At 44.9% G+C, this 26,500-nt stretch carries 21 protein-coding genes; 4 read left to right on the top strand and 17 right to left on the bottom strand.

From position 1 onward, the window contains the following. Positions 1-46: 46 nt before the first annotated feature. The 4 genes from G5B12_RS05920 to G5B12_RS05905 form a co-directional block, all read right to left on the bottom strand. Positions 47-745, bottom strand: a complete 699-nt coding sequence (locus G5B12_RS05920; RefSeq protein WP_174087908.1) for an RluA family pseudouridine synthase — start codon at positions 743-745, stop codon at positions 47-49. 1,667 nt (positions 746-2,412) lie between these two features. Continuing rightward, entirely contained in the window at positions 2,413-3,120 is a 708-nt protein-coding gene (locus tag G5B12_RS05915) for a hypothetical protein (RefSeq protein WP_174087907.1), read from the bottom strand. A 6-nt stretch (positions 3,121-3,126) separates the two neighbouring features. Beyond that, the gene (locus tag G5B12_RS05910) at positions 3,127-3,708 is read right to left on the bottom strand and encodes a hypothetical protein (RefSeq protein WP_174087906.1); all 582 of its coding nucleotides are present in this window, start codon (positions 3,706-3,708) and stop codon (positions 3,127-3,129) included. Between the two features lie 179 nt (positions 3,709-3,887). Beyond that, a complete protein-coding gene (locus G5B12_RS05905; RefSeq protein WP_021977454.1) occupies positions 3,888-6,146 on the bottom strand; it encodes a hydratase in 2,259 nt (752 codons plus the stop codon). A gap of 233 nt (positions 6,147-6,379) precedes the next feature. Between G5B12_RS05905 and G5B12_RS05900 the strand changes: the two genes are divergently transcribed. Next, on the top strand, positions 6,380-6,646 hold the full coding sequence (locus G5B12_RS05900) for a hypothetical protein (protein ID WP_021977455.1): 267 nt from the start codon (positions 6,380-6,382) through the stop codon (positions 6,644-6,646). Positions 6,647-6,692: 46 nt separating this feature from the next. Here G5B12_RS05900 and G5B12_RS05895 read toward each other — a convergent pair whose 3' ends face one another. After that, on the bottom strand, positions 6,693-7,556 hold the full coding sequence (locus G5B12_RS05895) for a MurR/RpiR family transcriptional regulator (RefSeq protein WP_021977456.1): 864 nt from the start codon (positions 7,554-7,556) through the stop codon (positions 6,693-6,695). Positions 7,557-7,802: 246 nt separating this feature from the next. Between G5B12_RS05895 and G5B12_RS05890 the strand changes: the two genes are divergently transcribed. Further along, the gene (locus G5B12_RS05890) at positions 7,803-9,071 is read left to right on the top strand and encodes a Glu/Leu/Phe/Val family dehydrogenase (protein ID WP_021977457.1); all 1,269 of its coding nucleotides are present in this window, start codon (positions 7,803-7,805) and stop codon (positions 9,069-9,071) included. 175 nt (positions 9,072-9,246) lie between these two features. Here the strand turns inward: G5B12_RS05890 and G5B12_RS05885 are convergent, their stop codons facing one another. From G5B12_RS05885 to G5B12_RS05865, 5 genes are all read right to left on the bottom strand, one after another. Next, positions 9,247-9,843, bottom strand: coding sequence for a hypothetical protein (locus G5B12_RS05885; protein WP_021977458.1), 597 nt, complete (start codon positions 9,841-9,843; stop codon positions 9,247-9,249). Between the two features lie 174 nt (positions 9,844-10,017). Beyond that, positions 10,018-11,406, bottom strand: coding sequence for a UDP-N-acetylmuramoyl-tripeptide--D-alanyl-D-alanine ligase (locus G5B12_RS05880; protein ID WP_174087905.1), 1,389 nt, complete (start codon positions 11,404-11,406; stop codon positions 10,018-10,020). A gap of 112 nt (positions 11,407-11,518) precedes the next feature. Continuing rightward, positions 11,519-12,559, bottom strand: coding sequence for a D-alanine--D-alanine ligase family protein (locus G5B12_RS05875; protein WP_118061897.1), 1,041 nt, complete (start codon positions 12,557-12,559; stop codon positions 11,519-11,521). Positions 12,560-12,626: 67 nt separating this feature from the next. Continuing rightward, the gene (locus G5B12_RS05870) at positions 12,627-14,027 is read right to left on the bottom strand and encodes a L,D-transpeptidase family protein (RefSeq protein WP_174087904.1); all 1,401 of its coding nucleotides are present in this window, start codon (positions 14,025-14,027) and stop codon (positions 12,627-12,629) included. Between the two features lie 72 nt (positions 14,028-14,099). Further along, entirely contained in the window at positions 14,100-15,383 is a 1,284-nt protein-coding gene (locus tag G5B12_RS05865) for an aminotransferase class I/II-fold pyridoxal phosphate-dependent enzyme (RefSeq protein WP_021976072.1), read from the bottom strand. A 392-nt stretch (positions 15,384-15,775) separates the two neighbouring features. Here G5B12_RS05865 and G5B12_RS05860 point away from each other — a divergent pair, with 392 nt between their 5' ends. Both G5B12_RS05860 and G5B12_RS05855 read left to right on the top strand, forming a co-directional pair. Beyond that, positions 15,776-16,639 carry a class I SAM-dependent methyltransferase gene (locus tag G5B12_RS05860; RefSeq protein WP_174087903.1) on the top strand — a complete coding sequence of 288 codons (864 nt, stop codon included), beginning with the start codon at positions 15,776-15,778 and terminating at the stop codon, positions 16,637-16,639. A 572-nt stretch (positions 16,640-17,211) separates the two neighbouring features. Next, positions 17,212-17,400, top strand: a complete 189-nt coding sequence (locus G5B12_RS05855; RefSeq protein ID WP_021977016.1) for a hypothetical protein — start codon at positions 17,212-17,214, stop codon at positions 17,398-17,400. A 224-nt stretch (positions 17,401-17,624) separates the two neighbouring features. Here G5B12_RS05855 and G5B12_RS05850 read toward each other — a convergent pair whose 3' ends face one another. From G5B12_RS05850 to G5B12_RS05820, 7 genes are all read right to left on the bottom strand, one after another. Next, positions 17,625-18,518, bottom strand: coding sequence for an IS4 family transposase (locus tag G5B12_RS05850; protein ID WP_174087902.1), 894 nt, complete (start codon positions 18,516-18,518; stop codon positions 17,625-17,627). A gap of 148 nt (positions 18,519-18,666) precedes the next feature. Beyond that, positions 18,667-20,115, bottom strand: coding sequence for a uracil-xanthine permease family protein (locus tag G5B12_RS05845; protein WP_021977014.1), 1,449 nt, complete (start codon positions 20,113-20,115; stop codon positions 18,667-18,669). 206 nt (positions 20,116-20,321) lie between these two features. Further along, positions 20,322-21,698, bottom strand: a complete 1,377-nt coding sequence (locus tag G5B12_RS05840) for a radical SAM protein (protein ID WP_173771901.1) — start codon at positions 21,696-21,698, stop codon at positions 20,322-20,324. 56 nt (positions 21,699-21,754) lie between these two features. Then, complete coding sequence (locus tag G5B12_RS05835) at positions 21,755-22,309, bottom strand: HdeD family acid-resistance protein (protein WP_021977012.1); 555 nt, start codon at positions 22,307-22,309, stop codon at positions 21,755-21,757. A gap of 210 nt (positions 22,310-22,519) precedes the next feature. Continuing rightward, a complete protein-coding gene (locus tag G5B12_RS05830; protein WP_092069733.1) occupies positions 22,520-23,071 on the bottom strand; it encodes a TetR/AcrR family transcriptional regulator C-terminal domain-containing protein in 552 nt (183 codons plus the stop codon). 155 nt (positions 23,072-23,226) lie between these two features. Beyond that, positions 23,227-24,555 (bottom strand): hemolysin family protein, encoded by a 1,329-nt coding sequence (locus G5B12_RS05825; protein WP_243279041.1) that lies wholly within the window; start codon positions 24,553-24,555, stop codon positions 23,227-23,229. Positions 24,556-24,817: 262 nt separating this feature from the next. Continuing rightward, a complete protein-coding gene (locus G5B12_RS05820) occupies positions 24,818-26,500 on the bottom strand; it encodes a sensor histidine kinase (protein WP_330597628.1) in 1,683 nt (560 codons plus the stop codon).

The raw sequence follows: 26,500 nt of genomic DNA, 5'->3' as shown, positions 1-26,500 counted from the left end.
CTCGCTTTTTACATTATACACTTTTTCGCTTTTCCGTCCAGAGTTTTTACAGTTTTTTCACAAAATCCAGAAATGCGCTGCCCTGAGGCTCTGTCTGGAATTTCATTGGCTTTCCTGTTTTGGGATGTCTGAATTCCAGGCTGCAGGAGCAAAGGCCAAGGGATGTTCCTTTTTCACCGGCAGGATTGTATTTCCGGTCTCCAAGAAGAGGAATTCCTGCCTGAGAAAGCTGTACCCGGATCTGGTGATGACGTCCTGTTTCCAGCTTGATTCTCAGAAGCGTGCGTTTCTTTCCGTTTATTTCTTTCTGGTCAAGGACTTTATAATGGAGAATTGCCTTTTTTGCACCAGGTGTATTTTCCGGTACTGCCTGGGACATGTTCGCTCTTCCGTTTTTTTTCAGATAACTGATAAGGGTTCCTTCCTGGTCTTTCGGTGCTCCTTCGGTTACTGCCAGATAATATTTTCCGGCGCCGCCTGCCATCATCTGTTTGCTTAAGTTTCCGGCTGCTCCCGGAGTTTTTGCAAATACAAGTACACCTTCTACCGGCTGGTCAAGACGGTGAACCACTGCCAGGTATGGCATTTTTCCGGGTGCTTTCTGCGCCAGGTAATTTTTGAGGGCGCTTTCCAGGTCCATAGTTCCGATTCCTGCTGCCTGTACCGGCATTCCCGACGGTTTCCTGCATACAAGAATTTCTTTATCTTCATATAAAATATTTTCGTTGATCTGATTGTTCCACATATGTTTTCACCACTGCTGTTATTTTTGGGTTTCCTTTCTTCATGAAGTATAACGGAAGATATCGATACTGGCAACTGGTAAATATAACAATTAACATAACAGAAAATGAGACGGTCATCACTTTTTACTTTAATAATTTCAAAAATGATGACCGTCTCAACACTCTTCGTTATTCAATTTTTCTTCCTCTTTGTTTTTTGAATAATGTTTTCTGGTTATATGATTTTCTGTCAACCGAAATTTCTGATTTTATATGATTATAAAATAATTTCGATTCTCTTTATTCAATTTTATACACTTTTCTTTTTCTACGTTCTCTCTTCTTTTTTATTTCCTGCTCATAAGCGATTGATATATGTAAGTATATCTTTTCGATTATTTAGAAAGTTGTATAGGATTGAAATCGTTTTTTCCGAAGTTCGATTTCCTTTTTTGAAGAATTTCGGTGGTTATACTTCTTTCTGTTTCCTCAACAATTCTGGACTTAACTTCTTAAATTCAAAACCGTTTGTCATCTCTGTACTTCGTGATCTGCTGATTCAAATCGACCTATTGGGATTTTCTCCTCTGCAGTTCTTTAAAGTATCCTGAAAAAAGTTCCTGCCCGTTTCTTCGATCTTAATATCCTATCAGATATTCTTCTGATGCAAAGCTTCAATCCATATCCTGATGAATCTGATATGCATTTCAAAGTATCGTTCTCATCTTCACTTCTGTTCCTGGAATCTCTTCTTTCCAACGAACCGGTGAGCTGAGGGTTTTACTCTTTCGGGAAATATTTCTTTACATATTTCCTGAAATCTTTGTCTCAGGTGTGTGACAGTTGTTCAATATGAGTTACCGATTCTATATTACCTGAAATACTGATTTCCTTAACTTTCTTATTTCTCTCATCTTAACTTCAGTTAAAATATAAGTAAGATTTAAGAGGTTCTTATTTATATCTTATGAGAGAAATGATTGTGTTCTTAAGGGTTATCATTATGTGATATGTATCAGGTCTTTCTTGCAGGAAATCCGGTTCCTGTCACTCTCATATTGATGGATGTGATTGTTATGTTCCCACTGGAATCACCTTTTCCTTTCTTCATCCTTTCATGTGCATCTATGCTATGAATTGAATGAATTTCTGATTTTTTAATTTCTTTGTTTTGTTTTTTCTCTTGTTCTTTTTGATGGTCTTATAATACCATCGTTAGTTCGTTTTGTCAATACATTTTTAAATTTTTTCTTTAATATTTTTGTCATTCTTCGTTTTATGTGTATATATTTTATTATTTATTTATATTTTTTATTATTTTCTGTAAATTCTTTTTTTATCAGCCTACAGACGGTTTTTTGTGGTCTGTAACTTCCCAGTAGCCATTTTGTGTTATCTGTCATTATCCTCCCCTCTGATCCTGTCGTAAATTTCCTGGTTTGATTTAACAGAGCGCTTACCGGTAGTCTGTTTATAGGATAGCACATGTCCGATAACTGGCTTTAACTTAATCTTTTCGATAAAAATCCCCAGGCAGGTTATTGTCTGAATGACATTTCTCCTGACTGGGGATTTGTTTTTTATTTTCTACATTTATTACATTAACTTTAAGTCAAATTGCCTGAAGCAACTTACTTCCATCAAGAACAGCCACCGGTGATAATAAAAGTACCGGAAAACACCGTCCCTATTGAAGTTTAATCAGAAACGTATACTTCTCGCCTGCCTGGAGCTGGAAAGAATCTTCTGCGCAGGTCAGATCACCGTCATCTGAAACATAGTAAATCTTCTCAATTCCTTTATCGCAGTTCATAGCATAACGACCGGAAACATCCGGAACAGACTGAACCATCATCCACTTTTTTCTGCCCTCCAGCATTACGGTAGTCATATCCTCCGTCTTTATCTCAACCGGATCCTTTCTTCCGATTTCGACACTTTCCGTATCTTCAAACACCGCTCCGGTTGCCAGTTCTTTTACCACAACATGATAAGTTCTTCGAACGGTCCCTTCTGCATCCTCTTCATCCGCATGCTCTGCAGAGCATTCATAGCGCCCATCCTCTTTATCCAGCATTTTTTCCGAACCATCCGCATAGACAAGCGTCACAGAGCAGACATCCAGATCACTTAAATACTCCAAAAATGCGACCGGTACAGTCTCCAGCTCCGAATCTGGCTTCAAAATCACAGAAGTAAGAGCAACTTCTGTTGCTGCTTTGTTTTCCGTCTCTTCTTCCCCGGTCTCAGATGGTTCAGTCTGCTGCTGTGCAGCAGCAATCGACGCAGTATACCCCAGTTCCTTATATTTCTCCGCATTTGAAATCACAAGAACATAATCTGAGGAATCCTTTGTATTCAGTACAAGAGTCCTATTATTTTCATCAAAGCTCATTACATCCTATACCGAATCAGCATCCACTACTTTATTTTCTTCTGAATCAAAACGATATAAGCACACATCCTTCTGTTCCAGGGCCTGATTAAAAAAAATGGAATATTGCATTTCTGAATCGTCCCTGATATGAACAAGATAAACCTCATCATGAGAAATGAGCGAAAGCAATTCTTCCCGCTCCTGAACAGGAAGAAATTCTGAAACCGGTATAAAAACGTTTTTCTGCGGAAGAACAATTTCTACCTGAGGATTCGATGTATCCGATGCATCTGCACTGTCCGGCTGTTCCACGCTGGTCTCCCCATCATTCAGAATCTCCTCTGCTTCCTGACTGCCCACATCTTCTCCATCACTTATGTCTTCCGGTGCGATCTCGCTTACTTCTCCTACGGCACCTGCTGCCATACGGACTTTCGTTGTATGGCGGCCTGTGTTATATACATACCACGCATACGTTGCGGAAACGACCGCAAGAAGAGCGATCAGAAGGGCAAACGTACCTGTGGTGAGTCTGTTTTTTAATTTTTTTCTGCTGGAAATCTCTGACTTGTTATTCTCATCAGAAATAATAATCGGCACCTCCATTTCATTCACCTGATAATTGTGTATATTTTACAGAATTTTACATTTTTATATATTATCATACCATATTCCCGTATTTTCAGCAATTTTTCCATGACACAGTTTTTTAATTTTTTATTACATTTTGTCGAAAAAGGCCGACGATCTTCGCATCGTCGGCCTTTCGAAAAATATTCTGTATTTTATTTACGGTTGTAATTGATCAGACAGCCTTTGAGAATGATCTCTCTCTCATCGTCCGTAAGCTCGCCAAGTGTTACCTCGAACTCTTTCAGGTTGTCTCCGTCAACGGTGTAGCCTTTGATCACGTCTGCTTTTTCCTCAACTGCTTTACGGATTCCCGGGAAGAACAGGAAGTCTCCGTTCTTAAACGGAAGGTCTCCGGCAGGGATCAAAAATGGAAGCATACCCCAGTTGATCAGGTTGGAACGATATCTCTTGGTTGCATACTCATTGGCAATGTTTGCCCAGCCGCCAAGTACCTTCTGGCAGGATGCTGCCTGCTCTCTGGCAGAACCGTCGCCAGGTTTCACTGCAAAAATAGTGCTTCCTACACCAAGGTTGGTCTTGTCTACATCCGGATATGTCTTGTTGATGGTCTGGATCACCGGTTTCAGTTCCGGAACAGCTTCTGCCGGACAGTTGCCTGCCTGGATCGCCTTCTGTGCTGCCTGGATCGCCTTCGCACGGCCAACGTACTCCGGATCTTTTCTGGAGAGTGTGAACTCTGCAAGTCCGAGCGGATTGGAACGGTAAGAAGATGTCTCACCAGATGGGATCAGCTCGTCGGTTGTGGTAACCGGATCATGGATCTCGGAAACAACTTTCAGGATCAGATTGTCTGCAAGTGCAGCCATTTCCGGCCAGTCTTTGATGTTCGGTCCAAACTGGATCTCTACGCTCGGATCTGCTACGCCCTTGCTGTCAAATACACGGTTCTCATAAATAGATTTGTCAAAGTAATATTTATGCTCGGAATAGCTTCCGTCAAACTCCTCTGCAGATGTAAGGAATCCCTTGTTTGCTGCTGTAGCTGCAATGGAACGTGCATCCATAAGTGCAACAGAGGAAATCTGGCCGTTCTGGATCTTGGAGCCTTCACGGTTCGGGAAGTTTCTGGTTGTGTGACGGATACTGAACGCATTGTTTGCAGGTGTATCGCCGGCACCGAAGCATGGTCCGCAGAATGCGGTTTTGACAACTGCACCTGTTCCGATAAGTTCTGCAAGGACACCATTCTTAGCCAGCTCCATGTAGATCGGGGTACTTGCCGGATATACACTTAAGGTAAAGGCATCGTGGCCAATGTTTTTGCCTTTGAGGATGTCTGCTGCTGCACAGATGTTCTCGAATCCACCACCGGCACAGCCGGCGATGATTCCCTGCTCAACATAAAGCTTGCCATCAACTACCTTGTCTCTTAATGTGAACGGAACTTTTCCATCCAGGCTTACCTGTGCTCTCTTCTCCACGTCTGCGAGAATGTCGTCCAGGTTCGCTTTCAGTTCGTCGATGGTGTAGGTGTTGCTCGGGTGGAACGGCATTGCGATCATTGGTTTGATCTCACTGAGGTCGATCTCCACGCAGCCGTCATAGTATGCAACATTGCCTGGTTTCAGTTCTTTGTAATCTTCCGGTCTTCCGTGGATCGCATAGAACTCCTCGATCTTCGCGTCTGTCTGCCAGATGGAGGAAAGGCAGGTGGTCTCTGTTGTCATAACGTCGATTCCGATACGGAAATCTGCGCTTAAGTTGGCAACGCCTGGTCCTACGAACTCCATAACTTTGTTCTTCACATAACCATTGGCAAAAACTTCTCCAATGATGGCCAGTGCAACGTCCTGCGGTCCTACGCCCGGGCGTGGTGTGCCTTTCAGATAGATAGCTACAACGCCTGGCATATTGATGTCATAAGTCTGACAGAGAAGCTGTTTAACAAGCTCCGGTCCGCCCTCTCCCATAGCCATGGTTCCAAGTGCTCCGTATCTTGTATGGCTGTCGGAACCGAGGATCATCTTTCCGCCGCCTGCAAGCATTTCTCTTGCAAACTGATGGATAACTGCCTGATGAGGCGGTACGTAAACTCCGCCGTACTTCTTGGCACAGGTGAGTCCAAACATATGGTCATCTTCATTGATGGTTCCGCCTACTGCACAGAGAGAGTTGTGGCAGTTGGTCAGTACATATGGTACCGGGAATTTCTCAAGTCCTGAAGCTCTTGCAGTCTGGATAATTCCTACAAATGTGATATCATGGGAAGTCAGTTTGTCGAATTTGATCTGAAGTTTCTCCATGTTATCCGATTTATTGTGAGCCTTGAGAATAGAATATGCGATGGTATTCCTGGCAGCCTCTTCTTTCGCTACAGGCAGGTTCGCCTGGTTCTCAGGAATGATTTCCTGGCCGTTCTGAAGATAGACACCGGTATCGTAAAGTTTCATTTCGGTTCCTCCAATCTATTATAATTCTTTTTTCACAATTTCGTTTATTATAGAGGATTTTTACACATTAGTCAATAAAAGTGAAGCGGCCCGGTGCATTGTTTTATGTACAAAACAGGAATCCGCCCTGAACTTTACTTTCCCTGCAAAATCCGCTATACTGAAGGGCATGTCAGACGATCGATCCAAAAACTTCTGCCGGCCTGGGCAGTTACGATACGGAGGTAATATTTATGTTTCGTTTATGGGGAAAAATATGGAAAGATAATCATATGCTGCAGGACACGGTAGTCTGTGATGACAGCGATGATACCAGAACACACAAGATTTTTCACGGACTTGAGGAAATCTGCTATCAGATGGATCTGGGAAACCCGATCTGGCTGGATGCCACGGTGCGGGATTTCAAGAAACATGACAAGGCACGTTTTTATCAGGATAATTTCATTGAACATATTGAATTTGATTATCTGGAGATCCAGGTGATCGAGGAAGATTGAAGCAAACGCAGGAAAGCTACAAATGCTTATCCTGCGTTTGCTTTTTTCAGAAGTTTCCGATCTGGGAAGTATATTCATCAATGCGCTCCAGAAGCTCCTGATTGGAGTAATTCGTTTCCCTGCATATATAGGCGCAGAGCATTTCTGCGGCAAACATTCCTGCAACATAGGAATTATAGAATTCACTGCTGTCACCTCTGGCAGTCAGTACCACATCCGCGAACTTGGCTGCTTCGCAGGTAGGTTTGTCTGTCAGAAGGATAATGGAAGCCCCCTGCTTATGTACCATCTCCGCAGTGAGATACATCAGCCTGGAATACCGGGAATAGGTGATAAAAACCGCCGCATCGCCTTTCCCCAGGTCGCTGGCAAAGTCAAACATGTTCTGCCCGTGGCTTCCGTAATTGTATACGTGGGGAAGCGTCTGCCGCAGGATCGTATTCAGAAATTCCCCCACACAGGTAGATCCTCTTGAAGAAAAAATGTATTTCACCCCACTGTTGATGAGAATACTGCTGGCCTTACGGTACTGTTCTTCGGTATTACTGGCAATGGTGCTCTGTATATTGCTGAGGGTATAGGCGCATACCGTATCCTGGACTGTTGCCTTGTGCTCTTTTTTCTTGATCGCCTCAATGCGCTCCGCGGGGATGAGAATTCCGGTGTCCACATCTCTGGACTGTTCTGCATAAGTTTCCCGCAAAAAATTCTGAAAATCCGGATATCCGGTAAATCCCAGCGTCTTGGTAAGCCGGATCACGGAGGAATAACTCACATTCAATTCTCCGGCCAGCTCTGTTGATGTCATAAAACAGCATTTCTGCAGATTCTCAAGGACGTAATCCGCAACCTCTTTTTCCTTTGGTGTCAGCTGTGCTGAAATGATCAGATTCTGTAACCGATTCTCCATGAAATATCCTCCCCGTCATAATTATCACTGGTCACAGCAGTTTGGGAAACCTGCATGTTTCAGTTTTTTTATTTTATCACAGGCTTATGTGAAAACGCCCAAAAAGATATAAATATTTTTGTATATATTTTTATGAATAAAATTATTTACTTTTCAGATATAGCATGATATACTCACCTCATCAGATGAATAATATTATTCTTAAATCAAAGAGAAAAAATATTTATTTTCAAAGGAGTGGTAACAATGGCAGATAAAAAGTATAATCCTTATGACAATATGCTCTCTGTCCTGAAGCAGTCTGCAGAGGCTCTTGGTCTCAGCTACGAAGATTACGCAACACTTTGCTACCCGGAACGTGAACTTAAGGTTTCTATCCCGATCCGTATGGATGACGGCTCCATTAAGGTATTCGAGGGATACCGTGTTCAGCATTCCAGCGCACGTGGACCGTGCAAGGGCGGCATCCGTTACCATCAGAATTCCGATATGGACGAAGTAAAAGCGCTTGCAGCCTGGATGTCCTTTAAATGTGCGGTTGTAAATATTCCTTACGGCGGTGCCAAGGGTGGAATCAAAGTTGATCCGTCCAAGCTTTCCAGAGCGGAGCTTATACGTCTTACCCGTCGTTATACCACACGTATCCTTCCGATCATCGGACCAGATAAGGATATTCCTGCACCGGATGTTAATACAAATGGTGAGGTTATGGCATGGATCATGGACACTTACAGCATGTTTACCGGCCATACGGTTCCAGGTGTTGTTACCGGAAAACCCATCGAGATCGGCGGCTCCGTAGGCCGTGTGGAAGCTACCGGACGTGGCGTTACCATCATTGCCTACCAGTGCATGGAAAAAAACCACATTGATCCGGCAAAAGCATCCATCGCTGTTCAGGGTATGGGAAATGTCGGCGGAACTGCCGCTGAGATCTTTTATAAGAATGGACAGAAAGTTGTTGCGGTCAGTGATTACACCGGCGGTCTTTACTGTGAGGACGGACTTGATATTCCGGCGATCCGTAAATTTATTTCCGAAGGAAATACTCTCGATAAATACGAGGCAGAGGGCGTTTCCCATATTACCAATGACGGCCTGATCACATGCAAATGCGACGTTCTGATCCCGGCCGCCCTTGAGAACCAGATCACAGAAGATAACGCAGGACGCATCCAGGCTAAACTTATCATCGAGGCAGCCAACGGACCGACTTCTGTTGAGGCAGATGAGATCCTGAATTCCAGAGGAATCATCGTATGCCCGGATATCCTTTCCAATGCAGGCGGTGTTGTTGTCTCCTACTTCGAGTGGGTTCAGAACATCCAGAACCTTACCTGGGATCTTGATGAAGTTAACAAGATGCTTCAGAAGATCATGCTTACCGCATTTAACGAAGTTTATGCTCTCAGCCAGGAGAAGAACGTAACGCTCCGTATGGCTGCATACATGGTTGCCATCAAGAGAATCACCACTGCAGGCAAACTCCGCGGCGGCCCGATCTCCATGGGCTGATAACCAGTCCGCAGAGTCAGACAGCCAAAGAATCCTTATCTTACACAAATACACAAAAAAATCTCCGGCAGGATACCAGGAACCGTATCTGCCGGAGATTTTTTCATCATATTATATATCACACCGTAATTCCGGTATCGCCGTGTGTCATTCTCTGAACTTCCGGCGTCCACTTCTACTCCTTCATAAATTCTCTTATGATCTCCCTCATGATCTCTTCCTCCTCCGGAGAAAGCATCTTGCTGAAATGGCTTCCTGTTGCCGCAGTCTGACGGATGCTCCTTGTGATCCGATCCACGATCTCTTCCTGCAAAACGGGATCTGTCTTCTGGGGAACTGGAATTTCTTCCACCCAGGTCCGTACCTGTTCCACGTAATCTGCAAGGGAAGCCATCACAAGTTCTTCTTTGTAGGAAAAATCCAGTCCCTGTCTCAGAAGCAGCAATGTCACAGGCACAGCTGCACCAATATACAGATAAAGCATAGGCAAACCTTCCCCAGGTTCCAGCCTGCTGTTAAGGATCACAGAAAGGACCAGAAGAAACGTACATAGCAGAGACGGATACCACACAAAACGGTTCATTCTGTGCCAGAGCCTGTCTCTTGACTTCCACAGGTTCAGCCATTTTTCTTTGAGATTCTGTAATCGCTGTGTATTTCGGATCATTCTTCTGTAGGTAAGGTTTGTTGCCAGCATCCCAAGGCCACCGATACATCCCATGGATGTCATGACGTAAAGCGGAATGTTCAGCTTCATGATCATCTCCAGCATAAGCCCCTCCCTTTTCACTGCCCGCAGTACCCACACGTCATTCTGTTTTGCTTTACAACGCACCGGATACCGGTTCCGGACGCACTGCTCATTGCTTTAGGAATATTATACTTCTATATCGCCTGGCTGGAAAGAATTTTCGTTCGTCAAATGATCGCCTGGTTTTCGGTCTTTTTACATTTCCTGCAGTGCTTTGACTACATTTTCAAATTTCATGAAATGAGAAGCTTTTACAAGGATGGTGTCTCCTTTTTTTACATAGGTGTTCAGATTTTTAAGAAGGCTTTCCAGATCGTTTTCCTGGATAACTGTCAGGTCCGGATTGGTCTCGGATGCCTTTTTCGCAATGTGTGCCGCAAGCGGTCCAACACAGATGCAGGCGTCGATCTTACAGTGACCTGCATGAACGCCAACGCCTTCATGAAGTGCAACTTCGTCGGTTCCAAGCTCGCCCATATCTCCAAGAATGGCAACTCTTCTTCCAAGTCCGTCCTGCAGAACATCCAGAGATGCCTTCATGGACATGGGGTTTGCGTTGTAGCAGTCATCTACGATCAGGAACTTGTCGGTCTCGATCATATTGAATCTTCCGCTGACCGGCTCCAGGCTTTCGATACCCTTTTTGATCTGCTCTACATTCAGTCCGTAAAGTCTGCCGATGGCTGCTGCTGCCAGCGCATTGGAAACCATATGGCGTCCTGGCATTGGGATATCTACATGGAATTTCTGGAACTCTCCGTTCTCTGCCATTTTTCCCTTCAGACAGATGTCACAGCTCATTCCTTTCAATCCACGGCTCTCCACATTTTCACAGGTGACAGAAGCATTTTCTCCGTTTCCAAAAAATACCGGCCGGATACCGTTGTATTCTTTTACTGTGGAAAGCTTATCATCATCACCATTGAGTACGATATTTTTCTTCACATATTTAAAGATCTCTGTTTTTGCTTTCAGGACACCGTCTCTGTCTCCAAGATTTTCCAGATGGCAGGTTCCGATGTTTGTGATCACGCAGGTATCCGGTTTCGCGATCTTTGCAAGGCGGGTCATCTCGCCGAAGTCACTGATTCCCATTTCCAGAACCGCAATCTCATCCTCGTCACGGAGACGGAATACAGTCAGCGGAAGTCCCAGTTCATTGTTGAAATTCCCCTGGGTTTTCAGGGTGCGGTATTTCTCTTTCAGTACAGAGGCGATCACCTCTTTTGTGCTGGTTTTTCCAACACTTCCTGTGATTCCCACAACCGGAATATCAAGCTGCTCCAGATAAAACTCCGCAATGTCCTTCACTGCCTGAAGGGAAGATTCTACCTGAATGTACGGATAGTCAGCACCTTCAAGGACCCTCTCGGATAAGGTTGCAAGTGCACCTGCTTCCATCACCTGGGGAATAAAGCGGTGGGCATCCACACGCTCTCCTACTACCGGAACAAAAAGACCGCCTTTTTCTACTTTACGGCTGTCTGTTGTGATGGCAGTCACTTCTTCCTGAAGTTTTTCCTGCGGGCCATGGTAAGTACCATTGCAGACTTTTGTGATATTTTCCAATGTAAGATTTTTCATGAATAAAATCCTTTCTTTTGCCAGAAACTCCTCCTGTTGTATTTACAGCATTTCAGAGATCAACATGTTCTGAAACTGCTTCGGTCAACAGGAGGAGTTATGGTCAGATATTTTATTTGCTGTATTTTTTAAGAGAAATGCGGATCAGCTCTTCACAGAGATCCGGGTAATCAATTCCCAGAACTTTTGCTTCCTGCGGGATCAGGCTGGTCGGTGTCATTCCCGGAAGTGTGTTTGCTTCCAGGCAGTACATGTCGCCGTTTTCCTTCATCATGAAGTCAAAACGTGCGTAGCCTTCGATGCAGAGAGCTTTTGCACCGGCCTCCGCATAGTGCTGCATCTTCTCTGTCAGTTCCGGAGAAATCTCAGCCGGACAGGTCTCTACTGTGGAACCTGCCTGATATTTGTTCTTATAATCGTAGAAGCCCTGCTTCGGTGCGATCTCGATAATTGGATAAGCTTTGCCATCTACAACTGCAACAGAAAACTCCCGGCCTTTGATGTATTCCTCAACAACGACTTCATCCTCATAAGAATAGGCACCGTCAATGGCATCCTCATATTCTTTCTGGTTGTTTACAATATAAACACCTACACTGGAACCACCGCAACATGTTTTTACAACAACAGGAAATTCCATGCCAAGATCCTGGATATTTCTTGTACAGTTTTCTTTCAGCATGGAAACACCCTTGGGTGTCGGTACCTGGTCCATAAGAAAGATCTTCTTGGTGAGGCCTTTATCCATGGCAAGGGCACTGCTTAAGTATCCGGTTCCTGTGTAGCGGATTCCCAGAAGATCGAAAGTTGCCTGAACCTTTCCGTCTTCTCCGTTAGAGCCATGAAGACCCATGAATACAATGTCAGCAGCCTGACACAGTTCCAGGACATTCGGTCCGAAAAAGCTTCTTCTTGTTCGTTTGATCTCTTCGATATCATCGTCAAAGCTTCTCATATATTCCGCTGCGGAATCTACTTCATAATCTTTATCTCCGAAAGGTTCATCCCAGTCTACCGGCTCCAGGCCACAGAAAATATCTACGAGAATGGCATTGTGTCCTTTCTGACGAAGTGCCTTGCATACACCGGTTCCGGTTACGATGGAGATTTCTCTCTCTGTACTGGTTCCACCTGCCAATACAACGATATTCATACTTTCATCTCCCTTGATAATTTTATGTTTTCTTTCTTCGTATCCTTTTAATATTTCTTTTAGTCTCTTATTCATAAACTACGATCGGTACTCCTACGCTAATATTATTGTAAATGATTGCAGCCTGATCCTTCGGGGTATTTACGCACCCATGAGAACCATTGGTTATATAGATCTGTCCGCCATACTGTGAACGCCAGCTTGCATCATGGATTCCAACTCCCCCGGAAAACGGCATCCAGTATGTAACCGGCGACGCATATCCAGGTCCTTTGAGGACCGCCGGTGAACGCATGGCATCCAGCGCAAAGCATCCGGTTGGTGTGGCATGTCCCTTTCGCACACAGCCGGTAACTACCGGTGTGTCTACCAGAAGCTGTCCATCTTTATAAAATACCATTCTCTGGTTGGTCAGGTCAATTTCTACATAGGTATTTCCAATATCATTGGTATCTCTGCAAAGGCCACTGTAAGCATAAGCAGGCTGTCTTACTTCTGTAGTTCCCGCAAGGATTGCATTATAAAGCCATTCCGTCTCTGTTGTCTGGTCGATAGCCCAACCATAATCACCGCCCTGGATGGTCTTCTGACGGCCATCGTAAGTAGTAAATGTCCTGGTGCATCCAAACGTATCATATTTATAACCCAGGCTGTTTACATATGCCGCAACCTGATTTTTATCTACAGAATAATCTCCGTTTGCGTCTTTAACAAGCCAGTCCTTAATAGTATTCCGGTCAAGCTGCTCGGAACGGTCTGAAAAATCATATGTGATCACACAGCTGGTAAGCTTGTTCATCTGGTCACATTCTTTTTTCAGGGTTTTGTCGTCTTTATATACGGATGGTTTTTTATAGCAGTTGTTTTTTTCCAGGCTGACTGTTACATCTCCGGCAGAAACTGCTTTTCGGATCACTTTCTGCACTTTCTTGGTGTCCAGTGTGGTTCCTTCTTTTTCCGGCTGGATCTCATAAGACTCACCAGTGTCTTTAATGCATGCATCTACAGGTTTCTCCATCTTGTCTTTCTGCATACATTTCAGTTTTTTTACGTTTTCTGTCAGCTTGTTCTGATCTTCATAAGTGGTATCTGTTGCCAGTGTATATTTTTTCTTCTGATTAAATGCAAGGAACCATTTATAACGGTCCTGCTTTTTGATCAGTTTCCTGGCTCCGCCATCCGGTTTGTAGACCAAACCTGCTTCTTTTGCGGTAATGCTCTCTTTTCCGTTGTTTCTTGTTTCCACAGTAAGGACATATGCCTGCACTTCTTTTGCAAGAAGTTTCTCAGTTTCGTCTGCAGTTTTATAGGAGCAGTTAAAACCGTTTACCTGTGATCCCGGTAAGAAATGATCTGTAAAATAATGCACACCGTATCCATAAGCTGCTGCTGTAAAGATCAGCAGGATTATGATCAGTGCAATGATCACCTTTTTGCCGGTTTTCATTTTTTCTTTTTCCTCACCCATGATCTCTCTCCGATAGTTATGACTGCCCGGTATTACGTACGCTGAAATACCGGGCAGTCTGATGTGATCGATTTATTTCTCCAGAAGTTTTTCCACACTTACAAGTTTCACACAGAGAACAAATACCTCTGCTGCCTTGCCAAGTTCCTCAACGCTTGGATAGCTTGGTGCAATACGGATGTTGCTGTCTTTCGGATCCTTTCCATATGGATAGGTTGCTCCGGCGCCAGTCATGACAACACCTGCTTCTTTTGCTTTGGCAACAATGGCTTTCGCACAGCCTTCCATTGCATCAAAGGAAATGAAATATCCACCGTGAGGTTTCGTCCACTCACCGATTCCAAGTCCGTTAAGTTCTTTATCCAGTGTTGCAAGAACAAGCTCGAATTTCGGACGGAGAATATCTGCGTGTTTTCTCATATGCTCATGCAGTCCGTTGATATCTTTGAAGAAGCGAACGTGACGGAGCTGGTTCAGCTTGTCGTGTCCGATAGTCTGTACAGTCATATATTTGCGGAAGTCATCCAGGTTCGCTTTGGATGCAGCAACTGCTGCGATACCGGAACCAGGGAAGCTTACCTTGGAGGTAGAAGTAAATTTATAAACAATATCCGGATTGCCTGCTTTCGCACACTCATCAAGGATCTCAAGAAGGAAATCCTGATTGTCATCATAGAGATGATGAATGCTGTAAGCGTTATCCCAGTAAATACGGAAGTCCGGTGCTGCTGGTTTCAGATGTGCAAAACGCTTAACTGTTTCCTCTGAATAGGTATAACCCTGTGGATTGGAGTATTTCGGAACACACCAGATACCTTTTACTGCCGGATCTTCATTGACGTATTTCTCAACCATATCCATATCCGGGCCTTCCGGAGTCATCGGAATGTTGATCATCTCAATACCGAAGAATTCTGTAATACGGAAATGACGGTCATATCCAGGTACAGGACAGAGGAATTTCACTTTATCAAGTTTACACCACGGTGTATTTCCCATAACTCCGTGAGAATAGGAACGTGCAATGGTATCGAACATTACGTTCAGGCTGGAGTTACCATAAATGATGATGTTCTCAGGCTCTACCTCAGACATCTCGCCGAGAAGTCTCTTGGCTTCCGGGATTCCGTCGATGACACCATAGTTACGGCAGTCCACACCGGTCTCACATTTCAGATCTGCATCGCCCGCAAGTACTTCCATCATTTTCATGGAAAGATCAAGCTGATCCGGTGCCGGTTTACCACGGGACATATCCAGTGCCAGACCTTCGGCTTTGATCTCGGCGAACTCACGGTCGAGTTCTTTCTTTAAATCGAGTAGCTCTTCCCTGCTCATCTCACAATATTTTTTCATAAGTTTGCTTCTCCTCTTTTTGTGCACAGTTTCATATCTGCGGTTGCTGTGTTTCTTCTGTTAAAGACTTCTGTCTGTCAGGAATTCTCTGCAAAATCTCTTCCGCAAAAAACAGCCACAGTTTCACGGAAGCGGGAAGCCTCTGCCCCGGCAGAAAATCTCTGCGTACATTTTAGTATGTAAAAGCGCTGTTGTCAAATCTTTCGTGGAAAATTCTGCACTTCTCTTGCACAGCATCCATTTTTCCTCTATACTGGAAAAAACATTATTATGGTGTTTTATGGATTCATGTCCCGATCAGCCGGATCTGGTACAGTAATCTCCGGAAATGCTATATAAAAATGCTATATATATCTTATAAATTTACTATTATGAAAGAGGTATTGATCATCATGTGGATTGCAGATGGATGGAAAGAATATGAAGTTATTGATACATCAAAAGGAGAAAAGCTGGAGCGCTGGGGGGATTATCTTCTGGTTCGTCCGGACCCGCAGGTAATCTGGGATACTCCCCGCAAAAACCGTGGCTGGAAGCATATGAACGGACATTATCACAGAAGCAGCCGTGGCGGCGGTGAGTGGGAGTTCTTTGATCTGCCTCATCAGTGGGAGCTTCATTACAAGGACCTTACTTTTAATCTGAAGCCTTTCAGCTTCAAGCATACAGGACTTTTCCCGGAGCAGGCTGTGAACTGGGACTGGTTCGGTGAAAAGATCCGCAATGCAGGACGCCCGATCAAGGTGCTGAATCTTTTTGCCTATACCGGCGGCGCTACTCTGGCTGCAGCTGCAGCCGGCGCTTCCGTTACTCACGTGGACGCTTCCAAGGGTATGGTGAACTGGGCAAAAGAGAATGCTGCTGCTTCCGGACTTTCCGGTGCGCCGATCCGCTGGCTTGTGGATGACTGCGTGAAGTTCGTAGAGCGTGAGATCCGCAGAGGAAATCATTATGATGCGATCATTATGGACCCGCCTTCTTACGGCCGCGGACCGAAAGGGGAAATCTGGAAGATCGAGGATGCTATTCATCCGCTGATCAAACTTTGTACTAAGATCTTAAGTGATGATCCGTTATTCTTCCTTGTGAATTCTTATACTACGGGTCTTGCTCCGGCGGTGCTGACTTATATGCTGGCTACAGAACTGAAACCGTGGAAAGGTAGTGTGGAGTCACAGGAGATTGGACTTCCTGTGACAGAGAGTGGACTGGTGCTGCCTTGCGGGGCTTCTGGCAGGTGGTGTTCCTCCCGGTAGGATAAGGATTTGGGGCATCCTTATTAGCCTGCACCTTTTTTCCCTTTCTGGGACGCATTTTGTTGGGGGGCGATGGGTTTTCCCTTTCTGGGGGACACTTTGGCGTGGGCAGGTTTGCGAGAAGGGGAAGCACTCGGAGTTAGCGAAGGCCGTCTCCCCTTCTCGCGCTCTTCCCCTCCTGGCCACGCAGTTGTTCTGCGTTTTGGTTGGTGTGGGGTTGCTGGCGGGGTGATGGATTCTGCTGTGTTGGTTGTGGAGCGTTGTGCCGATTCTGAGGTTGGTGGACGGGAAGGCGGCCCTCTTGCGGGCCTGTTCCCTGGTTGGTCTATCTTTGTAGAACTTTATATTTGTTTTGGAAATATTCTGTGGAGCAGGTAGGTCTGTTCCCTGGCAGGTAATGATTCGCTACTTATTGTTTTTTGCAATTCTGCAGGGGATTTCCTTGATTCAGTTGATATTTTTATTATGAATTATGACTGATTTTTGTTGGGTATCTTTTGATGTTTTCTGATTATTTGTATTGAAACGTTTTTTTGTTGGGTCTATAATGTAGAAAAAAGGAGCGTGATTTTATGAGTACGGAAACTGCAAAAGATACCCTTCCTTTTACCTGCACGCCGGCTTATGACCGGGATGCCTGTAAGGGGTGTGTCTGTTCTACCTGCTATGAGCAGGAGTTTTGTGACCGGTGCAGCTCCTGTGTGGAGCAGGGACATCGGAAAGAGCGGTGCAATGCTTATGAGGGGGCTTATAATTACTGAGCAGCTAAAGTAATTCAGCCCCCTCACCCCAACAAAAATCGGCACAACCTCTCACCCACAACACCCCCGAATCCCGCACCCCGTCAGTGCATTTACGCCCACCACAACGCCGAACAACTGCGTGGCCAGAGGGAAGGGGTGTGGGGAGGGGAAACGGCCCAATGCCATTTAGTTAGAACATTTTGGTGAGAATTCTATCCTTATCGTCTTAACCATTTTGAAACTTAATGGATTGGAGATAAAAATGCGCAGATCCCCCCTCTCAAATGATATAATTCCCTGATCCTCCACGGAGGAAATTCCTCTCTTTTAAGGTTCGTAACGATACATTCATATTCACCGGTATCCAGCAAAAAACGCACCATTCTTAATTTCATAGGATAAACTGCCTGTTTCCCGTCTTTGTCCAGTTCCCTGTCAGGCAGCCGGAAACCATACGCGATCCCGCCTTTGCGGGAAATATCCTTTGTGCGGATAACAAAAGCCAGACCTTTTGCCATGATATGGGCAAAAACATGATAAGTTTCGTATCCCCGGTCAGCCAGTATGATCGTTTTAGCAGGGGATTTTATATTTTCCAGCATCTGGACCAGGGCACGGGATTCATTACTGACCATTGTTTTTTCGATCCGTATATCTGTATATTTTTTGTTGCAGAGATCATACAGCGCATGGAGATGGAGCTGATTGGAACCTCTTTTTCCATTGCCGGAAGGCTTACAGCTTTCCCAATCATCCGGATCATAAGAAATGTTCAGGTCGGATCCGTCACAGGCCAGAAGCTGAAATCCATCATAGGTTTGCACGGTAGGAAGTCGTTGTGTAAAATGATAAAACAGGTAACGCATAGCATCTGGAAGAAGCTTTGCCCTCTGTTGATGGAGAGCGGAAAGAGAAGGGATATCAGCAGGAAGCCTGTGCTGGAAAAAGTCATGGGATGTAGTAGAAAGAGAGCCGCCCTGCATGGTTAAAAGAGAGAGGATCATATCCCGAAAGGAAATCTTACGTTTTCTCGAAAAATCAACGCCAGGGCGAAGGACAAAAGAATCCTTCTGAAGTTCTAATTCAGAAATAGCAGACAGGAGCAATTCATAACTGGAAGCAAAAGTAGAGTTCATAAGCGAGCCTCCCCGCGAATTTCCGCTTTTCCCAAAAGCAGAACCTTTATCACAAAATCCCACAAAAAAAAACAAATTCACACATACAAAAAAAGAGACCATCAAACCAATAAAAGTCCAACAGTCTCTCAAAAAAAGAAATTTTTTACTATTTATTTTTTACTTTCTCTAACATTTCCTCAGCTCTCTCAACATCCGTCTTCTCATCCTTAGGGAGAACGATGTTCAAAATAATAGCAAACACCGCTGCCGGTACAATACCGGAACCACCGAAGATCAGACTGATAGCCTGTGGCAGATGCACAAGGATCGCTGTATTGGAACCAAGTCCATAGCCAAGACCCAGTGCAACAGAAACGATGGTAACGTTTCTTGGTCCTACCGGCCACTTGGTGATCAGCTGGATACCACTGACAACGATCGATGAGAACATCATAACAGCAGCGCCGCCCAGAACACTCTGCGGCATGATAGAGATCAGCGCAGCCAGTTTCGGGAACAGTCCACATGCGATCAGGAAGATTCCACCAGTAGCGATACAGAAACGGTTTACAACCTTATTCATGGCAACCAGACCAACGTTCTGGCTGAAGGAAGTATTCGGCAGTACACCAAACAGTGCTGCAAAGGAAGAACCAAGACCGTCACACATAACACCACCGGAAAGCTCTTTATCAGTAGCTTCTCTTCCAAGACCACCCTCTGTGATTCCGGAAATATCACCAACAGTCTCCACTGCAGTTACAATAAACATGATCAGGATCGGCACGATGGCACGTGCGTCAAATACCCATTTTACAGGCATAAGTGCAGGTACTGCAAACCATTTTGCCTGTGCAACCTTATCCCAGTTCAGAACCCAGGCTTTTGTAGCTTCTACAGTGGCACCTGTATCATCTACATATGTAAATGTTGTTGGAAGTACCAGTGCCATGATACTTACCAGAATATATCCCACGATAATACCGATGAGGATCGAAGAAAAGCTTGTGAAACCTTTTGTTCCGTGCTTCAGTGCAATGATCACGATCAGAACCACAAAACCTACGAAAAGGTTTTCCAGAGAACCGTAATCCTTTGCGGAGCTTCCGCCTCCAAAGGAGCTGATTCCCACACCGATCAGTGAAAGACCAATTGAAAGTACAACGGTACCGGTTACAACAGACGGGAAAAATTTTCTCAAAGGTTTCAGAAAGCTTCCCAGAACCGTCTCAAAAAGACCGCCGATAAAACATGCTGCCATGATCGCGCCGTAGGCTACGACACCATTTCCCATGACTCCGGCAACGCTCTGACATACGCCGATGAAACCTGAACTTGTTCCCATAACGATAGGAAGCTTGCCACCGACCGGTCCGATCGTAAAGACCTGTACAAGTGTAACAATTCCTGCGATCAGCATTGCATTCTGAAGTAATGCAACCTGAAGATCCCCTCCTGCTTCAATTCCGCAGGCTGCCGTGATGATAAGAAGCGGGGTAAGGTTACCCACAAACATGGCAAGCACGTGCTGCAGTCCAAGGGGAATTGCCACCTTAAGAGGTGGGCGTCCGTCCAGCTCATAAGGGCTGGCTGTGTTTTTCTCCTGTTTTTCCATAATGAATCCATCCTTTCTTTCCCTATGTCCTGACGATAACATAAAAAAGAAGGCAGTTATACCCACTGCTGAATATAACCGCCCTGTTATCTGTCAGTACACGTATCGTGTCTCTTCTGTTTCGACACTCTTATCTGAACTGTTATTTCAGACTCCTGAAAAACGGGTTCATTATACAGTATCCCACCATCTATATCAAGTATTAATTAACAAGTTGTTGATTTTTTTGCAGCTTTTTTCGCCTGGCTCTCATCCCAGAGCTCATCTGCCTGTTTTTTCCATACTTCTGCATAGTGGTCACATTTTGCACAGAGATGCTCCGCTGTCTCAGGAGACTGAAGGTCTGTAGATTTCGCTCCTGCACGCTCAACCATCTTGCGGAGAAGCTCCGGATTCTCAAGCATCGGACATGGACGAAGCATGTTCTTGTTGAATGGCTGTCCTTTATGATACTCCATAAAGATCGGGCTCTTCAGCGCCTCAAGAAGTGTACATTCTTTAATGTTCGCATTGGAGAAATGAATGAATACACAAGGATCCACATCTCCGTTTGCATTGATATGAAGGTAACGGCGGCCACCTGCGATACATCCGCCTACATACTCTGCATCATTCTGGAAGTCCATAGTGAAGAGAGATTTTGTGGCACGGAATCTGCGGACGCTGTCGTACATTTTGATTCTCTGCTCCGGTGTGGGAAGAAGATCTGCTGCCGCATCATTTCCAACCGGCATATAGTGGAAGAACCATGCAAAATAAGCTCCGCACTCGATCAGATGATCGAAGTACTCCTCGCTGCTTACTGCATCTACGTTTGCAGATGTGTAGCATGTGGAAACACCGAACGGAAGTCCGTGGCTCTTCAAAAGCTCCATGGCATGCATAACCTTCTGGTATACGCCATCTCCACGTCGTCCGTCTGTAGTTGCCTCTGTTCCCTCAAGGCTGATAGCCGGAACAAAGTTTTTCACACGGAGCATTTCCTGACAGAATTCTTCGTCAATAAGAGTTCCGTTTGTGAAGGAAAGGAACTCGCAGTCCGGATGCATCTCACAGATCTTAATAAGGTCTTTTTTGCGGACAAGAGGCTCACCGCCTGTGTAGATGTACATATAAGTTCCCAGCTCTTTACCCTGTTTAACAATAGAATCGATGGTCTCAAGATCCAGGTTCAGTTTGTGGCCATACTCTGCTGCCCAGCATCCTGTGCAGTGAAGGTTACATGCGCTGGTTGGGTCAAGAAGGATTGCCCACGGTACATTGCAGTCATTCTCTTCTGATACCTTTTCCTGCGTTGCGCTTCCCTTAAGACTGGCATTTACAATAAAGTTGCGGAAAAATGTCTGGCGTACGCCGGCATCCAGCTGATACATACGAAGGATCAGCTGATACCAGTTGTCCTTTGCCTCGATGGAGTGACGGATCGCATTTCTCTGTCCTGCATACCAGCCATCCGGTGTTACTTTATCAACCATTTCCATGATCTTCGGTATGTTTGTCTCCGGATCCTTCTCAAGATAATCCAGTGCTTTTGTTACGGTAGCTGCGATCGCTGCCTGTTTTGCTTTGTCTACGATTCCCATACTCTATTTCCTCCTATGTTATTATCTAAAGTGATTGGTTATTTTTATGTTTATGTTTAAAGCCGACTCTTGATGATCTTGATCGTCAGGATCCCGACCCATAGATTGAGGATCCCTTCCAGTAAAATGGAAAATCCTACCAGTGCCATCATCGTAGCTGCTGCTTCACATGGTCTGATAAAAACCAGAACTCCGATCACTCCGGTGACCAGTGCGACCAGCAGAATCTGCCACCACAGCGCCAGACCGAATCTCTTCGCATCTACAGACATCTGGATCTTAAACAGGGCATCTGCCAGGATCAGGATTCCGAACACGGAAAAAATAAGATCCACTGCGAAATTTTTTCTGGCTATCAGGATCACTCCCACTGCCATCAGCAGGATTCCGAAAGCCAGATCGAACTGAAATGCCAGACAAAAAGCATCTCGCGTGAAATATCCGCTGATCTTAATAGCTCCGTACAGGATCAGCATGATTCCCATGAGCACGCACAGCATTTTTACAGAGCTTTTGGGCCTTGCCATCAGAAAAATACCCAGCACGCAGAACAGTAATGACATGACGATGTAGATGTTTTTTACAAGCTTCAGCTGTTTCAAGTCATCCATACGTTCCCTCCTTGATAATTTTTTCTCATTTATTGTACTGAATTATACATCACTGTGTCGTTTAAAAAAACAGACAAAAAAGAGCCAGTGCCTAAATTTCAGACACCAGCTCAAAATTAACCGTTTCTTATACCTTAATAATATTCGAGGACATTCCTGTTCTACACTAAATGGATATTTTTAATCTTCATTTAGTTGAAATCATAGCTTTTATTTCAGATTTTTGTACTGACTCTCAAGGCTCTTCTCGTAAATATACTCCAGCTTATGCATATCTGACAGGATATCATAATCCATATCATGCCGTAGCCAGTCCAGGATCACTCCCACAAATACACATTTATAATACCGGCTTATAAGATGCCTATCTTCCTGATCCATTTCAAAGTCTCCGACCGCCCTGTTGATCAGCTCCTCCACCACACGCTCTGCGGCATGATCCAGATAATCGGCAAATACATCCCTCTGGATCGAGCGGTACAGATGTATCATGGCTTTTTTGTTCTTCTGAACTGCGTTGACAAGGATTTCCATACAGTCGCTGACTGATTCCGGTACTTTCTGATCCTTCAGAATGTCATTCAGCTCTTCCTTTACCATTGCTTCCACTGCATCCGGAATATCTCTGAAATGGTAGTAAAATGTATTCCTGTTTACTCCACAGCGTTCCACGATGTCCTTTACCGTGATCTTGGACAATGGTTTTTCGTTCATAAGTTCCGTCAGTGTATGCAGTATGATCTGTCTTGTAAAACCTGGCATTTTCTCTCCCCCATCACAAGCTTTCCTCGGGTTATTTCCTTATTATGTCATAAAAATAACATACTTTCAAGCAACAACATGTTCGAAAATGTCCATAAATCCCCGGAGATCTTTCTCCCGATAACTGTCCCATGACCTGGCTGAACAAGGTTTTGTCAGATCTCTTCTTTCTGTTCCTGCACTTTTTTCTCTGGCTGAACATGAACGATTCCCTCCACAACGGTATGGTTTCTGACCTGATTTACCACAATATCCAGGTTTTTCCAGCTGCATCGGAACTGTTCTCCGTCCTCCGGTACACGTTCCAGAACTCCGCAGACAAAGCCGCTGAAAGTATCATATTTTTCTACAGGAAGCTCCACATTTATGACCTCTGCCACATCATCCAGGATCGCTCCTCCCTGTATTTTCCAGATATGTTCTCCTGTCTTCTCAATATCATCCGGCTTCGGCAGATCTGTCCTGTCGTCAATATCTCCCACCAGCGTCTCCACAAGATCATGCAGAGTGACAATTCCCACAAAGCAGCCGTATTCATCCAGCACTACTGCAAAATAATCCCGTTTTTCCCTCATTTCCCGGAAGATCAGGTTGGCACGCATGGATTCCGGTACAAAAAACGGTGAATAACAGGCATGCTGCAGAACAGCTTCTCTGGATCTGTCATCCAGGCGGAAATAATCTCTGGTGTCCAGAATATGGATAATATCATCCTGATCTTCCCCGCATACCGGATAAAAGGTGTGACGATTCTCTCTGATGATCTCTTCCCATTTTTCATCGGAATCTTCCATGTAGAGAACAACCACATCTCTTCTGTGAGTACAGATTTCATCTGCGGTAGTGTCATCCAGATCAAAAACATTGCGGATCATCTCGCTCTCTTCCTGCTGGATACTGCCCTGTTCATTTCCCTCACTGAGAAGCATACGGATCTCATCTTCCGTGGCCTGATCCTCTTTTTCTTCCGGCCTGATTCCCATAAGGTGCAGCACTCCGTTGGCGGTAACTGTCAGAAGTGCCGTAGCCGGCCACACCGCAAGAAGCGCAATCTTAAGAAGTCCTGCAAGTCTCAGAGAAAGCTCATCCGGATTTTTCATCCCCAGACGTCTTGGAACCAGCTCTCCAAACAGAAGACTTACATAAGAAAGCAGTATTGTTACAATGATCATACATACGATTTTCAGAATGTTCTGTGGTACATCTGCTCCTGCCTTTATCAGTGCCGCGGTCATAGGCTGTGCAAAATATTCCGCTGCAAAAGCGCTCTGCAGAAATCCTGCCGTAGTTACCGTTACACGGATCGCTGTCATAAAATGTGCCGGCTGTTCTGTAAGCTTTATCAAAATCTGCGCCCGGTGATCTCCCTCTTCTGCCAGCTCCTTCATCTTCGCTTCATTCATGGACAGAACCGCCATTTCCGCACCTGCGAAAACAGAATTCAGAAAGATCAGGAACACCAATAAAACAATTGCCTGTATCATATTTTTATTCCCCTCAGTATAGTCGTCCGGAATTATTCCGAACCAATTATAATACAGAAAGCGGACCGTTATCATCCGCTTTCCTGTTGCTTATTCTGATTATTATTACATAAGATAGCATAACCCTTCCAGTCTGTCAAACCATCAACCTCCAACTAGCAATATACTATGATATAAAAAGCAGCAGATACATACAACAGAACGGCCTTTCATCTTCCACTCTGCTGCATGCCTATGAACATCATCGCTGCACGACCTATGTTCACTCTGCTGCTTCCTTTTCCATATGATGTTTCGGAAATTCCATCAGGATCTCAGTTCCCTGGCCCGGCTCACTGTTAAGCCACAGCCTGCCATTCAGAGTTTTTACCCCGTGTTTTACAATAGAAAGGCCAAGACCGGTTCCGCCGATTTCCTTGGAATGACTTTTATCCACCCGATAAAAACGCTCGAAAATGCGTTCCTGATCTTCTTTCGGAATCCCGATTCCCGTATCCCGCACATTTATACGAACCACATCGCCTTCATCCTTCAGCTGTACAAAAACCTCTCCACCCCTGTGGTTATATTTGATGGCATTATCACAGACATTGTAAAGAACTTCTTCCATAATGGTAGGCACCGTATCCAGCATGGTACTTCCGCCTTCCATATACATATGCACTTCCTGCTTCCTGGCAGCTTCATGAAGTGTGGAAAAAATATCATGAACCATACTGTACAGATCCAGTTCTTCCCACTGATACGGCACTCCGCCTTCATCCAGACGGGAAATCCGGATCACATCTCCAACCAGGCGGATCAGCCTCTGTGCTTCCTTGTAGATGCGCCCTGCAAAAACCTTCACATCTTCATCCTTCACAAATCCGTCCTGCATGATCTCTGCAAAGCCGGAAATAGAAGTCAGCGGTGTTTTCAGCTCGTGGGAAACATTGGCGGAAAATTCTCTGCGCAGCTGTTCCCGTTCTACTTTTTCAGTTACGTCCACCAGAAGAATTACCGCACCTTCTGTCTTGTTTTCTCTTGTGACAGGGTTGGCGATCACCTGGATATCACTGCCATCCAGACGAAGAATTTTGTCCTCATGATTTCCTTCAAGAACCTGCTCCACAACGCCCCGGAATTCTTCGGAACGGTTCAGCAGATACACACTTTCTCCTGTTCGGACTTCGTTTACCTTAAGAAGTTTTCCCACACTGGAGTTAACGGAAAGCACCATGGTGTAACGGTCGATCACAAGAAGACCTTCCTGCATGTTCTCCGTAATAATGGAAAACTCTTTCTGCTGCCTTCTGGCTGCCTCAAGCTGCAGACGGATCTGACGGTTCTGGCGGTAGATTTTGCTGATAAGAGGTTCCACCTCTTCATACACATTGATCTCCTCCGGATGTTCCAGATCCAGGTTGTTGAGAGGTTCCACCACCCTGCCGGAAAGTCTGGAGGCAAATACCGCAGAAAGAACAAGAATCAGAAACAATACGCCCAAAAGCGGCGGTACCAGCTGCCACACAAGCGCAAAAGCTGATTTCTGGGTGCTGGAGACACGAAGAACATTGCCATTGTCCAGGCGCAGCGCATAGTACATGGTCTTTTCGGAAAGCGTGGAAGACATTCTCTCATCTTCTCCTTCTCCGTTAAGCTCTGCCTCACGGATCTCTTTTCTGTGACCGTGATTCTCCATATTTTCCACATCTGCTTCATTATCATAGAGGACTTTTCCACTTTCATCCACATAGGTAATCCTGGAATCTGTGTTACTCAGCTGATCCAGATAATCTGTCCCTGCTGCTTCTACTCCTCTGGAAATGAAAACAGCTTCTTTTTTCAGCTCATTCATCAGCTGACGCTGGAATGAATGAGAAAGGATTCCAATGACAAATGCCAGTCCCAGCACAGTAACCATGGTTGAGACCAGCATAATATACTTAAATATTTTTTTACTCAA

The organism is Blautia sp. MSK.20.85 (genome assembly GCF_013317245.1).
GTDB lineage: Bacteria > Bacillota > Clostridia > Lachnospirales > Lachnospiraceae > Blautia_A.
The sequence above is the reverse complement of the archived record's forward strand: the minus strand, read 5'-3'. Positions and strand labels throughout refer to the sequence as shown.

Excerpts from the sequence above, each read along its gene's own strand:
- G5B12_RS05920 (WP_174087908.1), bottom strand. The coding sequence starts at position 745 with ATGTGGAACAATCAGATCAACGAAAATATTTTATATGAAGATAAAGAA.
- G5B12_RS05915 (WP_174087907.1), bottom strand. The coding sequence starts at position 3,120 with ATGAGCTTTGATGAAAATAATAGGACTCTTGTACTGAATACAAAGGAT.
- G5B12_RS05910 (WP_174087906.1), bottom strand. The coding sequence starts at position 3,708 with ATGGAGGTGCCGATTATTATTTCTGATGAGAATAACAAGTCAGAGATT.
- G5B12_RS05905 (WP_021977454.1), bottom strand. The coding sequence starts at position 6,146 with ATGAAACTTTACGATACCGGTGTCTATCTTCAGAACGGCCAGGAAATC.
- G5B12_RS05900 (WP_021977455.1), top strand. The coding sequence starts at position 6,380 with ATGTTTCGTTTATGGGGAAAAATATGGAAAGATAATCATATGCTGCAG.
- G5B12_RS05895 (WP_021977456.1), bottom strand. The coding sequence starts at position 7,556 with ATGGAGAATCGGTTACAGAATCTGATCATTTCAGCACAGCTGACACCA.
- G5B12_RS05890 (WP_021977457.1), top strand. The coding sequence starts at position 7,803 with ATGGCAGATAAAAAGTATAATCCTTATGACAATATGCTCTCTGTCCTG.
- G5B12_RS05885 (WP_021977458.1), bottom strand. The coding sequence starts at position 9,843 with ATGCTGGAGATGATCATGAAGCTGAACATTCCGCTTTACGTCATGACA.
- G5B12_RS05880 (WP_174087905.1), bottom strand. The coding sequence starts at position 11,406 with ATGAAAAATCTTACATTGGAAAATATCACAAAAGTCTGCAATGGTACT.
- G5B12_RS05875 (WP_118061897.1), bottom strand. The coding sequence starts at position 12,559 with ATGAATATCGTTGTATTGGCAGGTGGAACCAGTACAGAGAGAGAAATC.
- G5B12_RS05870 (WP_174087904.1), bottom strand. The coding sequence starts at position 14,027 with ATGGGTGAGGAAAAAGAAAAAATGAAAACCGGCAAAAAGGTGATCATT.
- G5B12_RS05865 (WP_021976072.1), bottom strand. The coding sequence starts at position 15,383 with ATGAAAAAATATTGTGAGATGAGCAGGGAAGAGCTACTCGATTTAAAG.
- G5B12_RS05860 (WP_174087903.1), top strand. The coding sequence starts at position 15,776 with ATGTGGATTGCAGATGGATGGAAAGAATATGAAGTTATTGATACATCA.
- G5B12_RS05855 (WP_021977016.1), top strand. The coding sequence starts at position 17,212 with ATGAGTACGGAAACTGCAAAAGATACCCTTCCTTTTACCTGCACGCCG.
- G5B12_RS05850 (WP_174087902.1), bottom strand. The coding sequence starts at position 18,518 with ATGAACTCTACTTTTGCTTCCAGTTATGAATTGCTCCTGTCTGCTATT.
- G5B12_RS05845 (WP_021977014.1), bottom strand. The coding sequence starts at position 20,115 with ATGGAAAAACAGGAGAAAAACACAGCCAGCCCTTATGAGCTGGACGGA.
- G5B12_RS05840 (WP_173771901.1), bottom strand. The coding sequence starts at position 21,698 with ATGGGAATCGTAGACAAAGCAAAACAGGCAGCGATCGCAGCTACCGTA.
- G5B12_RS05835 (WP_021977012.1), bottom strand. The coding sequence starts at position 22,309 with ATGGATGACTTGAAACAGCTGAAGCTTGTAAAAAACATCTACATCGTC.
- G5B12_RS05830 (WP_092069733.1), bottom strand. The coding sequence starts at position 23,071 with ATGCCAGGTTTTACAAGACAGATCATACTGCATACACTGACGGAACTT.
- G5B12_RS05825 (WP_243279041.1), bottom strand. The coding sequence starts at position 24,555 with ATGATACAGGCAATTGTTTTATTGGTGTTCCTGATCTTTCTGAATTCT.